This is a genomic window from Roseomonas sp. AR75 (assembly GCF_005222815.1).
Lineage (GTDB): Bacteria > Pseudomonadota > Alphaproteobacteria > Acetobacterales > Acetobacteraceae > Falsiroseomonas.
Window position 1 is genome coordinate 350,009 of sequence record NZ_STGB01000002.1, and the last position, 12,623, is coordinate 362,631.

Genomic DNA, 12,623 nt, shown 5'->3' on the forward strand with positions numbered 1-12,623 from the left:
TCACTCGGGCCGGTAGAACGCGCCGGCCCGGGCGGCCTGTGCGGTGCGCCAGGTGACCCAGGCGGTCAGCGCGGTGGCGAACAGCAGCGCGGGCCAGGCGAGCCAGGCCGGGAAGCGCAGCGCCATCAGCATGATGGCGAAGGCGGCGGTAGGAAAGGTGGTGCCCCACCAGCCCATGCCGAACGGGATCCGTGCGATCTCGCCGGCCAGCGAGAGCAGCACCGCCGCAATCAGCAGCGCCATGCCGGCCAGGCCGAGCGCCGCGCCTTCCGCTTGCCCCGTAAGCGCGGCAAGCGCCACGGCGCCCACGGCGGGTGGCGCCAGCAGCACGACCAAGCTCGGCACCAGCGGCGGCGGCAGCGCCGGCCCAGCGAACAGGCGGTAGAGCAGCAGCGGCAGCACCGCCAGCCACAGCAGCAACCCGACGCCGAACATGATCCAGGACATGTGCGCGAAGCCCATCGCCACGCCGAACACCGGCGCGAGGATGTTGCCGACCAGCGGAATCAGCAGCGGCGGCGCGAGCATCGCGGGATCGCCGCGCCCGCCCACGACCCGGCGCAGCAGCAGCATCGCCACCAGCAGGTGCACCGCGACCGCGACGGACCATAGCAGCGCGCCGAGGGCGGGCAGGTGCGGGAAGGCGGCGGCGGAGAGGATCATCAGGCCGATGGTCGGCGCTGCGGCGAAGGCGACGCGCACGGGATGGCCGATCTCCTCCATCACCGCCTCGGGGTGGCGCAGGAGGCGCGCCACCTGCAGCCCCACCACGCCGAGCCAGGCCAGCGCAGTCAGCAGCAGCAGCGCCTCCCCGATGGCGGCCGGCGCACCGAGGTAATGACGCGCCTGGCGCCAGGCCAGGCCGACGCCGCCGAGCCCCATCGGCATCGCCAGCAGCGGCAGCGGCAGGAATTGCAGCGTGGGCCGCAGCGTGCGCGCCGCGGCGTTCACAGGATCGCCTCGCCCTGCATCACGGTCACGCAACCGCCGCCGACGGTGGAGCGGATGCCATCCGCCGTGCGGCGCGCGGTGCAGCGGAGCAGGCTCGGGCGGCCCATCTCGACGCCCTGCACGAAATCCCATTCATCCCGCTCCGCGCCGGACAGGTGCAGCAGCATGGCGGCCAGCGCGACCGCCGCGCTGCCCGTCGCCGCATCCTCCTTCACGCCGAGGCCGGGACCGAACATGCGCGTGCGCACCGCAGCGCCGTCGCGCGCGTAGAGATAGATCGCCAGGCGCTTCGCCACGTCAGGCATCGCCGCCATCACGCGATGGAACTCCGGCTCCACCGGCTTCGCGCGTGTCAGCGCATCCGGCGTGACCTGCATCAGCACGAAGGGATTGCCGACGGAGGCGATGACGGGGCGGTGGTTCTCCGTCACGACGTCCCACGGCTCGAGGCCGGCGCAGGGCGCAAGCTGCACCGGCGTGAACTCGGCACCGAGCGAAAGCGGCTGCGGCGCGGCGATGTCGGCCTGCGTCACGGCGCCCGATGCATCGCGCGCGATGCGGATCTCGACCAGGCCGGCGATCTCCTCGAAGTGCAGAACATCGCCACCCCGTTCCGACGCGATCACGTAGCCGGTGCCGACATTCGGGTGGCCGGCGAAGGGCATCTCCACCTTCGGCGTGAAGATGCGCACCCGCGCGGTGTTCGCGGGATCCTCGGGCGGCAGGACGAAGGTGGTCTCGCTGAGATTGAACTCGGCGGCGAGCGCCTGCATCTCGGCATCGCTCATGCCGCGCGCATCGGGGAAGACCGCAAGCGGGTTGCCGCCGAAGCGCGTGTCGGTGAACACGTCGAGCGTGACGAAGCGATACTGTCTCACGAGAGATCCTCGAGGCGGGAAGCATCCACGGTGACGCCATGGCCGAGCGGGCCGTGCCCGGCGCCGAAGCCCGGCGCGGCCAGCATCGCCGCGCGCACATAGGCGCGGGCGCGCATCACCGCGTCCCGCAGCGTCATGCCCTGCGCCAGGCCGCAGGCGAGCGCGGAGGCGAGGGTGCAGCCGGTGCCATGGGTGTGCCGCGTCTCGATGCGTGGGCTCTCGAAGGCCTCGGTGCCGTCGCGCGTGGCCAGCAGGTCGGTCAGCACCGCGCCGGTCCCGTGGCCGCCCTTGAGCAGCACGGCGCGCACGCCCATGCCCAGCAGCGCGTCGGCCGCACGATGCATGTCCGCGACCCCGGCGATGGCGATGCCGGACAGCGCCTCGGCTTCCGGGATGTTCGGCGTGATCACCGCGGCCATCGGCAGCAGGCGCGTGCGCAGCGTCGCCACGGCTTCCGGCGCCAGCAGCGGATGCCCGCCTTTCGCCACCATCACGGGATCGGCGACCAGCGGGATGCCGGGGCCGAACTCCGCCAACGCATCGCACACCGCTTCAATGGTCGCGCTGTCGGCCAGCATGCCGGTCTTGATCGCGTCGGCGCCGAGATCCTGCAGCACCACGCGGATCTGCAGCCGGATGAAATCGGACGGCACGCCCATCACGCCGTGCACGCCAAGCGTGTTCTGCGCGGTCAGCGCGGTGATCGCCGTCATCGCGAAGCCACCGAGCGCGGTGATGGCCTTGATGTCCGCCTGGATGCCCGCCCCGCCGCCGGAATCCGATCCGGCGCAGACGAGAACCCTGCCCTGGCTCGACAGGCCCGTCCGATTCAGCTCTCCGGTGCTCGCCGCCTTTGGCGGCTGCGCCCTCCGACCTTCGGACGGGTGCATCACTCCGCCGCTTGCACCTTGCGCGCCGCGCCCGCCGCAGCCCGCGCGCGGATCAGCGCGGCCAGATCCTCCACCGTCGCCTGCATCTCGGCCTGGTCCTCGGCTTCCGCCATCACGCGGATCAGCGGCTCCGTCCCGCTCGCGCGCACCAGCACGCGGCCGCGGCTGCCGAGCCTGGCGCCGGCCGCCTCGATCGCCTGCTTCACCGCCTCGTCGGCGAGCGGCGAGGCGCCGGCGTAGCGGATGTTGACCAGCTTCTGCGGCAGCGGATCGAAGCGGCGGCAGACCTCGCTGGCGGGCCGGCCTTCCTCGACCAGCAGCGCCAGCACCTGCAGCGCGGCGACCAGGCCATCGCCCGTCGTCGCGAAGTCGGACAGGATCATGTGGCCGGACTGCTCGCCGCCCAGGTTGCAGCCGGTCTCGCGCATCACCTCCGCCACGTAGCGGTCGCCGACCTTGGCGCGGTGCAGCGCGAGCCCCATGCCCTGGAGGTGCCGCTCCAGCCCGAGGTTGGACATCACCGTGGCCGCGATGCCGCCGCCGCGCAGCCTTCCGTCGCGATGCCAGGAGCCGGCGATCAGCGCCAGGATCTGGTCGCCATCCACGATGCGGCCCTGCTCGTCCGACAGCACCAGCCGGTCCGCGTCGCCATCCAGCGCGATGCCGAGATCGGCGCGACGTTCCTTCACCAGTTCCGCCAGCTTCTGCGGTGCCGTCGCGCCGCACTCGCGGTTGATGTTCAGCCCGTCCGGCGCGACGGCGACCGAGACGACCTCCGCGCCCAGTTCCCACAGCACGGTCGGCGCCACCTTGTAGGCGGCGCCGTTGGCGCAATCGAGGACGATGCGCTTGCCTTCCAGGCTGCGGCCCTTGGGGAAGCTGGATTTCGCCGCCTCGATGTAGCGGCCGGGCGCGTCCTCGATGCGGCTGGCGCGGCCGAGCTTGCCAGGGGTGGCCAGATGGTCGGACAGGTCGGACGAGACCATCAGCGCCTCGATCTGCGCTTCCTCGGCATCCGAGAGCTTCAGCCCGTCCGGGCCGAACAGCTTGATGCCGTTGTCCTCGTACGGGTTGTGGGAGGCCGAGATCATCACGCCGAGATCGGCCCGCAGGCTGCGCGTCAGCAGCGCGATGGCCGGTGTCGGCAGCGGGCCGACGATCATCACATCCATGCCGGCGCCGATGAAGCCCGCGGTCAGCGCCGGCTCGATCATGTAGCCAGAGAGCCGCGTGTCCTTGCCGATGACCACGCGGTGGCGGTGGTTGCCGCGGTTGAAGAAGCGGCCGGCGGCCTGGCCGAGGCGCAGCGCGGTCGCCGCATCCATCGGCGGCTTGTTGGCCGTGCCGCGGATGCCGTCGGTGCCGAAGAGCTTGCGGGCGGGCGTGGTCATGGCGGGCTGATTATTCCTCCTCAACCTCGGCGTCCACCGGCGGCGGCGCCCCGGCCTCGCAGGCGGCCCGGACGCGCAGCGCCTGGACTGTCTCAGCCACATCGTGGACACGCAGGATGGCGGCGCCCCGCTCCGCCGCGGCCAGCGCCACGGCGATGCTGCCGGCCAGGCGGCGATCCGCGGTGGCGACGCCTGACAGCTCCCCAATGAAGCGCTTGCGGCTGGCGCCGAACACCACCGGGCAGCCGATCCCGGCCAGGATCGGCAGGCGCTCGATCACCGCCAGATTCTCCGCCATGCGCTTGCCGAATCCGATGCCGGGGTCGACCGCGATGCGGGCCCGCGGGATGCCCTGTGCCTCGGCCCAGGCGACGCGCCCGGCCAGGAATTCCGCCACCTCCAGCGCCACGTCGTCGTAGCGGATGGCGTCCTGCATGGTGCGCGGGTCGGTGCCGAGCATGTGCATCAGGACCACCGCCGCCTCGCTCTCCGCCACCACCCGTGCGGCGTCGGGGTCGTGGCGCAGCGCGGTGACGTCATTGACGATCTCGGCCCCGGCCTCGATCGCCGCGCGCATCGTCGTGGCGTTGCGGCTGTCCACGCTGACCGTCGCGGCCTTCGCCAGTTCGCGCAGCACCGGCAGGATGCGCTGCTGTTCCTCCTCGGCGGTCACGGGCGCGGCGCCCGGGCGGGTGCTCTCGCCGCCGATGTCCAGCAGGTCCGCGCCGGCTTCCAGCATCGCATGGCCCGCGGCGACCGCCGCGCCGGGGTCGAAGTGGCGCCCGCCATCGGAGAAGCTGTCTGGCGTGACGTTCACCACGCCCATCACAAGCGGCCGGCCGGTGGGCAGGCCGGCAAAGGGCTGCGGCGCCTCGGTCAGCGCCATGACGCCGGCCTGCCACGCGGTGGGCACGTCGGCCAGCGCCAGCGGGCCGTCCGGCGCATCGGGCCCGTGCAGGCGGACCATGGTGAAGGCGGCCGGCCCGCCCGCGAGCGGCAGCGCGAGATCCGCCTCCCGCGCCAAGCCCGCCGCCCGGCCGTGCAGCAATGCCAGCGGCTCGACACGGATTGCCGACATCATCAACCCCGGAAAACGAAGCGGGCGGAGACGATGCCTCGCCTCCGCCCGTTGGGAAAGGTGGGAGACCCCCACCCCGGCCCTCCCCCGCTCCGCGGGAGAGGGAGTATCGAATCAGGTCCCCGGCGCGGGCTGCTCGCTCCAGGGGCCCGCCGGGCGCGGTGGCGAGGAGCGGCCGGAACTCGGCACGCTGCCACGGGTGGGCGCGGGCTCGTCCGGGCGGTTGCGCACCACCGGCTCGCCGCGGATCACGGTGCGGATCTCGTCGCCGGACAGCGTCTCGTGCTCCAGCAGGCCCTTGGCCAGCAGGTGCAGCTCGTCGATGTTCTCCGACAGCGTCTTGGTCGCGCGGGCATAGGCGTCGTCGATGATCTTGCGGATCTCGGCGTCGATCTGCCGCGCGGTCTCCTCGGAGATGTTCTTCGACTGCGTCACCGAATGGCCCAGGAAGACCTCCTGGTCGTTCGAGCCATAGGCGATCATGCCGAGCTTCTCGGACATGCCCCATTCGGTGACCATCCGGCGCGCCTGGTCGGTCGCCATCTTGATGTCGCCGGAAGCGCCGTTCGAGACCTTGTCCGCGCCGAAGATCAGTTCCTCGGCGACGCGGCCGCCCATCGCCATGGCAAGCTGCGCCTTCAGCTTGGACTTGTGCATGGAGTAGCGGTCGCCTTCCGGCAGCGACATCACCAGGCCCAGCGCGCGTCCCCGCGGGATGATGGTGGCCTTGTGCACCGGGTCGCATTCCGGCTCGTGCAGCGAGACGAGGGCGTGGCCAGCCTCGTGATAGGCGGTCATGCGCTTCTCGGCCTCGCTCATCACGAGGGAGCGGCGCTCAGTGCCCATCAGCACCTTGTCCTTGGAGGCCTCGAACTCGTGCATGCCGACGGTGCGGCGGCCGGTGCGCGCGGCCAGCAGCGCGGCCTCGTTCACCAGGTTCGCGAGATCGGCGCCGGAGAAGCCCGGCGTGCCGCGCGCGATCACCTTCGGATCCACGTCGGACGCCAGCGGGACCTTGCGCATGTGAACGCGGAGAATCTTCTCGCGGCCGTTCACGTCCGGGTTGGGCACCACGACCTGCCGGTCGAAGCGGCCGGGGCGCAGCAGCGCGGGGTCGAGCACGTCCGGCCGGTTGGTGGCCGCGATGATGATGACGCCCTCGTTGCTCTCGAAGCCGTCCATCTCGACGAGCATCTGGTTCAGCGTCTGCTCGCGCTCATCATTGCCGCCGCCGAGGCCGGCGCCGCGATGGCGACCCACCGCGTCGATCTCGTCGATGAAGATGATGCAGGGCGCGTTCTTCTTGCCCTGCTCGAACATGTCGCGCACGCGGCTGGCGCCGACGCCCACGAACATCTCGACGAAGTCGGAGCCCGAGATGGTGAAGAAGGGCACGTTCGCCTCGCCGGCGATGGAGCGCGCCAGCAGCGTCTTGCCGGTGCCGGGGGGGCCGACCAGCAGCACGCCCTTCGGGATCTTGCCGCCGAGGCGCTGGAACTTCTGCGGGTCGCGGAGGAAGTCCACGATCTCCTCGAGCTCGCCCTTCGCCTCGTCGATGCCGGCAACGTCCTCGAAGGTGACGCGGCCCTGCTTCTCGGTCAGCAGCTTGGCCTTGGACTTGCCGAAGCCCATGGCGCGGCCGCCGCCGCCCTGCATCTGGCGCATGAAGAACACCCAGACGCCGATCAGCAGCAGCATCGGGAACCAGGAGAGCAGGTAGTGGAACAGCGGGTTGACGTCGCTGTCCTCGGGCCGCGCGACCACGCGCACGCCCTTCTCGGTCAGCTTGCTGACCAGCGTGGGGTCTTCCGGCGTGTAGGTCTGGAAGCTGCGGCCATCCGAAAGCTGGCCGGTGACGGTGCGGCCCTGGATCGTCACGTCGCGGACGTGACCGGCATTCACCTCGTTGAGGAAGTCGGAATAGGCAACCTGCTGGGAGGCCCGGCCTGGCCCCGAGGAGGGCTGGAACAGGTTGAACAGCGCCACGAGCAGCAGCGCCACGATGACCCAGAGCGCCAGATTGCGACCGAAATTGTTCACCTTGGGGTTCCCATGTCTCGCCACCCGGCAGGGCAGCGGCACCGTGTAGATAGGGAGGCTGCGGCGTTCTTCCATCCGCCGTCGGACAACGCGCCATCATGGCGCGCCCCGGGCATTGCCGCGGGGCGGCTCACGTCATCGCCCCGCCTGCAGGCGCGAAGCGGAAGGCGTAGCCGGCATGACATCCGCCCGCAGGATAGGACAGTGCGGGCACCTCCGCCAGCGTTCCCTTCAGATGAAGGGAAGGCAGAGTCGGCACAACCGAGGCGGGCATCCAGGCGGGACGCGGCAGGCGCCGCGCCGCCTCCCCCGCCGCGGCCATCACCGCACCCGCCGGCGGAGTGCCGACAAGGCGGAAGCGCCCGTCCCAGAGCGCGCCGGGCCGCGCCGGCACCGGTGGCCCCAGCGCCGCCTCCTCCCGCAGCAGCACGCCGTTCCGCCGCAGCACCGCACCGCCCGACGTCCCCTCCCCCTGCGCGATCAGGCGCCGCAGCGTGTCCTCCGCGGGCGGGTAGCGCCGCCCGCCGATGGTGCGGATCAGGGCGCCGAGGGCCGAACGCGCCACCGCATCCTCGCCGAGCGCCGCAAGGTCGAGCCGTGCGAAGCCGGCCTCGTGCAGCAGGCAGGCGCCGGCCAGGCGGCCTGCCACGCCATCCGCCAGCGCCTGGCGGCGCTGGCCGAACCGGGCCGCGGTCTCGGCCAGGGCCGCGACCGCGGCGGCGCCAAGCTCGCCGCGCAGGCGGATGCGGGTGAAGCGCCGGTCGGCGTTGGAGGGGTCGCGCACGGGATCGACCCCGGTCGCGGCGCACACCGCCTCAAGCCGGTCCGGCGACACGCCGAGCAGCGGGCGCAGCACCAGGGCGGCCGCGGCCGCCCGCGCCGGGGCCATCGCGGATAGGCCTGCCGGCCCGCTCCCGGCCAGCGCGCGCATCAGCAGGGTCTCGGCCTGATCGGCGCGGTGATGACCGAGCAGCAGCCACGGCGCGCCTGCCGCCCGGCAGGCCTCCAGCAGCGCGTTCAGCCTGGCCTCCCGCGCCCGTTCCTGCGTGCCGGGGCCGCCAGCAAGGCGCAGGGGCTCCACCCGGGCCTCGACGCCCTGGGCCGCGAGCATCGCCGCCACGCCGGCCGCCTCCGCCGCGCTCTCCGGCCGGAGCCCATGGTCGCAGACGAGGGCGAGCACGCGGCCGCCGCGTTCCCGCGCCCAGTCCCGTGCCAGCAGCGCAAGTGCCAGGCTGTGCGGCCCGCCGGAGACGCCGGCCAGAAGGCATGGTGCCGCGCCGAACGGACCCAGCGGCGCCATCAGCGCCGCGAAGTCGTCCCCGGAAAGCGGGCCAGACGAATCTGGGGGCAGCGGGCGCCCCGCCTGCCTAGCGGCAGGAAGCGCGGCGCCGGGCACTCGCCGCGCGTTCCGCCAGCGGGCCGGAGAGGTTGGGATTGCTGCTCCGCAACTCGTTCAGCAGCGTGCAGGCATCGCGGTTGTTGTTCAGCCCGATCAGCGCATTGGCGATGCCGATCGTCGCCTCCGGCGCGCGGGAGCCGCGGGGGTTGCGCCGTCGCGCATCGTCATAGGCGACGGCCGCCGCGGCGAAATCGCGCTTGCCCAGCATGGCGTCGCCCAGAAGGATCTGCGCATCCGCCAGGCGCGCGGTGTCGCGGCTGGCGATCACCTCGCGCGCGGCTGCCTCGGCGGCGGCGTAGTTGCGCCGGCCGAGCGCCGCCTGGCCCTCCGCCAAGGCGCGCTGCGCGGTGCGGGCCGGTGCGGCAGCGGCGGCCGGACTGGCGCTGGCCGCCGCGGCCCCGCTCGCCGCCGCGGCCGGCGGGCGCTGGGCGGGCGCGGCGCCCTGGCGCTGGCCTTCCAGCTGCTGCAGGCGGAAGTCGATGTCGCCTTCCAGCTTCTGCACGCGCTCGCGAAGCTGGCGCTCGCGGAACTCGGCTTCCTCCGCGCGGCCGCGCACGCTGCGCAGTTCCTCCTCCAGGCGCTGCACGCGGTCGAGCAGGGCCGGCACAAGGTCGCCCTGGGCGCCGGCGGGGCGTTGCGGCGCCGGCGCGCCGAACAGCGAACTGCCCCCGGTCGAGGGCTGGGGCGGCGCAAGGCCGCCGCGGCGGAGGATCTCGACCTCCTGGCGCAGCTGCAGGATCTGGTTCTGCAGCGCGATCCCCTCCCGGCTGTCCACCTGGGCCGAAGCCAGCCTCGGCAGGGCGATCAGCAGGACGGCAAGGGCAAGGCCGGCACGACGCATGGCGTTCTCCCCCGGATGCGAAGCGCCCGGGCCGGCGAGGGCAGGCCCGGGCCGCACCGTCAGCGAACGACGGTCACCGCGCGGCGGTTCTGCGCCCAGGCTTCCTCGTTGGAGCCGAGCGCCGCCGGGCGGTCCTTGCCGTAGGAGATGGTCGACAGGCGCGCCGGCGCCACGCCACCCGCCACCAGCACGTCGCGCGCGGCATTGGCGCGGCGCTGGCCGAGGGCGAGGTTGTACTCGCGCGTGCCGCGTTCGTCGGTGTGGCCCTCGATCGTGGCCTGGACCTGCGGATACTGGCCGAACCAGCTCGCCTGCCGCTCCAGCACCGGGCGCTGGTCGGCGCGGATGTTGCTGCGGTCGAAGTCGAAGAAGACGCGGTCGCCGACATTGGCGACCAGGTCCTCCTGGCTGCCCGGGCGGGGGCCGCTGGTGGTGGCGGCGGAGCCTGCGCCGCTGGCCGCGGCGTTCTCATCGCCGCTCTGGCAGGCGCCGAGCAGCGCGATGGCGGCGAGTGCGCCGATCAGCTTCATGTTCATCTGGTGATCACCCTTTCTGGTGTCGTGCCCGGCGGGCGTGGCCGGGCCGTTACCGATGCGGCCCTTGCAGGTCAACGATTCGCACGGCGCCCGATTCGCAGGCGCGCCATGCCGGCGGCGCAACCCGCGAGCCCGGCATCAGGACAGCAACGGCGACCAGGCGGGGTCGGAGGCGTCCGAGGGCGTCATCATCGGACGCTCGTTGAAGCCGGCGATGTCGATCTGCGCAAGCCGCGACGAATAGCCGGAACCCCGGGCATCGCGCGCCCGCGTCTCGCGGTAGAAGGCCAGCACGCGGCCATTCGGCGCGAATGTCGGGCCTTCCATGGACCATCCTTCCGAGAGGATCCGCTCGCCGCTGCCGTCCGGCCGCATGACGCCGATGGCGAACTGGCCGCCGCTCATGCGGGTGAAAGCGATGAGGTCGCCGCGCGGCGACCAGACCGGCGTGGCGTAGCGCCCGCTGCCGAAGCTGATGCGCCGCACGCCCGATCCGTCCGCGCCCATCACGTAGAGTTGCTGATCGCCGCCGCGGTCCGAGTTGAACACGATCTGCGTGCCGTCCGGCGAGTAGCAGGGCGAGACATCAAGCGAACCGCCGGAGGTGAGCTGGCGCTCCCGCCGGCTGGCGAGGTCCACCGAGAAGATGTTGGCGTCGCCGCCGCGCGAGGCGGAGAGGATCACGCTGCGGCCATCCGGCGCGAAGCGCGGGCTGAAGGTCATGCCGGAGAAGCTGCCCAGCACCTGCTGCTGCCCGGTGTCCAGGTTGAACAGGTAGACCCGCGGCTCGTTGCGGAAATAGCTCATGAAGGCGATCTGGCGCGCATTCGGATGGAAGCGCGGCGTCAGCGCCTGGAAGCTGCCATCGGTCAGGAAGCGGTGGTTCTCGCCGTCCTGGTCCATGATGGCCAGGCGCCGCGTGCGGCGGTCGCGCGGGCCGCTTTCGGCGATGTAGACGATCTGGGTGTCGAAATAGCCCTTCTCGCCCAGCATCCGCTCATAGATCACGTCGCTGATCAGGTGCGCGATGCGGCGCCACTGCGCGGTGGGCGCGGTGAAGGCGGTGCCCTGGATCTGCTGCTCGGCCAGCACGTCGAACAGGCGGAACTCCACGCGGATGCGGTCGCCCTGCGCGTCCACGCGGCCGGTGGTCAGGGCCTGGGTACCGATCACGCGCCAATCCTGCCAGCGCGGCGTGGCCGCCGCCGCTTCCGCCGACTGGATGAAGGCCTGGCGCTCCACCGGGCGGAACAGCCCGGAGTTGCGCAGGTTCGTCTGGATCACGTTGGCGATGTCGCGCCCGTAGCGCTGCGCATCGGGCGAGGCGCCGGCCATCGCCGGGATGGCGATCGGGATCGGATCGGTGCGCGCGCGGGTGATGTCGATCACCGCGCCTTGCGCCATGGCCGCGCGCGGCATGAGCGGCCATGACAGCACGCCGGGCGCGACCATCGCGGCGCCGGCGCCGAACAGCGCGTGGCGCCGCGTGATGACGGAAGGAGCACGGAGGCTCATCGGACGAGTCCCCTCGGATTGAAGCGGAAGGTTGAAGCCATGACGGTCTGCATCTTGTCGGACGGGACCCTGAGCGGGTTGCACTGCGGCGACAAGAGCGCGCGGCGGGCTGATTCGTAGACCGCACGAGCGCGCGCGTCGCTGGGCACGCCGCGGTCGCCCGGCACCACGTTGCGCACATTCCCCTGGCCGTCGAGCTGCACGCGCAGTTCCACGACGATCTCGGACAGGCCGAGCATGCCGGCATCGACGGACCAGCATTCGCCGATCTGCTCGGCCAGGCCGCGGATCTCGCCCTGGGTGAGGCTGGCCGTGCCGGTCGGCGCGCCACCGCCGGAGGCCGGCCGGCCGGATTGCGGCTGCGGCCGCGCGGTCGGGGGGCGCTGCTGCGCCTGCTGCTGGCGGAGCCGCTCCAGCGTGTTCATCGCCTCGCGCGAGCGCTGGTCCGGATTCTGCACCGGTGGCGTCTGCGCGGTGCCGGGCGCGCGCGACGGCGTCGGCGGCGGCGGTGCGGGCGGCGGCGGCAGCGGGACGGGCTCGCTCGGACGCTCGGCCACCGCCGGCGCGGGCGGCGCGGGCACCGCAGGCGTCGGCGCGGCCGGGGTCGGGCGCGGCGGCGGCGTCGGGGTCGCCTGCGGCGACGGCGCCGGGGGGGGCGGCGGCGGGATCGGCTCCGCCTGCGGCGCCGCGGCCTGCGGCGTTGGCGGCGGCGCGACCGGGGCCGGCGCGGGCGGCACCGGCACGGTCGGCGCCACCGGTGTCGGCGCCGGCGGCGGCGGCGGCGGCGGCGGCGTGGGCTGCGGCGGCTGGGTGGTGGGCGGGGCCGCGAGGTCGGGCACCGTGGTGTCGGGCGGCTCGGGCGAGGGCACGGGCGAGGGTGCCGGCGCGGGCTGCTCGCCCGGCGCCTGCTGCGCGGGCACGGGCGCGGTGAACTCGACCGTCACCGGCACTTCCAGCGGCGGCGGCAGCGGCTTCACGTAGCCATAGACCAGCGCCGCGACCGCCAGGGCGACATGCAGCCCCAACGACACGCCGAGCCAGCGCCGCAGGTCGCGGTCCTCCTGGTCAGGCTCCAGCGGAAAGGCGGCCGCCCCGCTCATCGCG

At 73.0% G+C, this 12,623-nt stretch carries 11 protein-coding genes; all 11 read right to left on the reverse strand.

The genetic code is table 11. The features are described from left to right. Complete coding sequence (locus tag E4T13_RS09590) at window positions 1-951, reverse strand: C4-dicarboxylate ABC transporter (RefSeq protein WP_137178050.1); 951 nt, start codon at window positions 949-951, stop codon at window positions 1-3. Then, window positions 948-1,829 (reverse strand): PhzF family phenazine biosynthesis protein, encoded by an 882-nt coding sequence (locus E4T13_RS09595; protein ID WP_137178051.1) that lies wholly within the window; start codon window positions 1,827-1,829, stop codon window positions 948-950. The genes E4T13_RS09590 and E4T13_RS09595 overlap by 4 nt, the downstream gene beginning before the upstream one ends. Next, window positions 1,826-2,719 (reverse strand): bifunctional hydroxymethylpyrimidine kinase/phosphomethylpyrimidine kinase, encoded by an 894-nt coding sequence (gene thiD / locus E4T13_RS09600; RefSeq protein ID WP_137178052.1) that lies wholly within the window; start codon window positions 2,717-2,719, stop codon window positions 1,826-1,828. The genes E4T13_RS09595 and thiD overlap by 4 nt, the downstream gene beginning before the upstream one ends. Then, window positions 2,719-4,110, reverse strand: coding sequence for a phosphoglucosamine mutase (gene glmM / locus E4T13_RS09605; RefSeq protein ID WP_137178053.1), 1,392 nt, complete (start codon window positions 4,108-4,110; stop codon window positions 2,719-2,721). Before glmM ends, thiD begins: the two co-directional genes overlap by 1 nt. A gap of 10 nt (window positions 4,111-4,120) precedes the next feature. Continuing rightward, window positions 4,121-5,188 (reverse strand): dihydropteroate synthase, encoded by a 1,068-nt coding sequence (folP, locus tag E4T13_RS09610; RefSeq protein ID WP_137178054.1) that lies wholly within the window; start codon window positions 5,186-5,188, stop codon window positions 4,121-4,123. A 114-nt stretch (window positions 5,189-5,302) separates the two neighbouring features. After that, a complete protein-coding gene (gene ftsH / locus E4T13_RS09615; RefSeq protein ID WP_137178055.1) occupies window positions 5,303-7,228 on the reverse strand; it encodes an ATP-dependent zinc metalloprotease FtsH in 1,926 nt (641 codons plus the stop codon). Between the two features lie 130 nt (window positions 7,229-7,358). Beyond that, a complete protein-coding gene (gene tilS / locus E4T13_RS09620; protein WP_137178056.1) occupies window positions 7,359-8,528 on the reverse strand; it encodes a tRNA lysidine(34) synthetase TilS in 1,170 nt (389 codons plus the stop codon). A 67-nt stretch (window positions 8,529-8,595) separates the two neighbouring features. After that, window positions 8,596-9,468 carry a hypothetical protein gene (locus tag E4T13_RS09625; protein ID WP_137178057.1) on the reverse strand — a complete coding sequence of 291 codons (873 nt, stop codon included), beginning with the start codon at window positions 9,466-9,468 and terminating at the stop codon, window positions 8,596-8,598. A gap of 59 nt (window positions 9,469-9,527) precedes the next feature. Beyond that, window positions 9,528-10,004: a peptidoglycan-associated lipoprotein Pal gene (gene pal / locus E4T13_RS09630; RefSeq protein WP_137178058.1), complete on the reverse strand. Its 477-nt coding sequence runs from the start codon at window positions 10,002-10,004 to the stop codon at window positions 9,528-9,530. 138 nt (window positions 10,005-10,142) lie between these two features. After that, entirely contained in the window at window positions 10,143-11,519 is a 1,377-nt protein-coding gene (gene tolB, locus E4T13_RS09635; protein WP_240791060.1) for a Tol-Pal system beta propeller repeat protein TolB, read from the reverse strand. After that, window positions 11,516-12,619: a hypothetical protein gene (locus E4T13_RS09640; RefSeq protein ID WP_137178059.1), complete on the reverse strand. Its 1,104-nt coding sequence runs from the start codon at window positions 12,617-12,619 to the stop codon at window positions 11,516-11,518. The genes tolB and E4T13_RS09640 overlap by 4 nt, the downstream gene beginning before the upstream one ends. Window positions 12,620-12,623: the final 4 nt, after the last annotated feature.

Bases quoted from the DNA above. Each gene is read 5' to 3' on its own strand.
- tilS (WP_137178056.1), bottom strand. From the start codon at position 8,528: ATGGCGCCGCTGGGTCCGTTCGGCGCGGCACCATGCCTTCTGGCCGGC.
- glmM (WP_137178053.1), bottom strand. From the start codon at position 4,110: ATGACCACGCCCGCCCGCAAGCTCTTCGGCACCGACGGCATCCGCGGC.
- pal (WP_137178058.1), bottom strand. From the start codon at position 10,004: ATGAACATGAAGCTGATCGGCGCACTCGCCGCCATCGCGCTGCTCGGC.
- E4T13_RS09625 (WP_137178057.1), bottom strand. From the start codon at position 9,468: ATGCGTCGTGCCGGCCTTGCCCTTGCCGTCCTGCTGATCGCCCTGCCG.
- folP (WP_137178054.1), bottom strand. From the start codon at position 5,188: ATGTCGGCAATCCGTGTCGAGCCGCTGGCATTGCTGCACGGCCGGGCG.
- tolB (WP_240791060.1), bottom strand. From the start codon at position 11,519: ATGAGCCTCCGTGCTCCTTCCGTCATCACGCGGCGCCACGCGCTGTTC.
- thiD (WP_137178052.1), bottom strand. From the start codon at position 2,719: ATGCACCCGTCCGAAGGTCGGAGGGCGCAGCCGCCAAAGGCGGCGAGC.
- E4T13_RS09640 (WP_137178059.1), bottom strand. From the start codon at position 12,619: ATGAGCGGGGCGGCCGCCTTTCCGCTGGAGCCTGACCAGGAGGACCGC.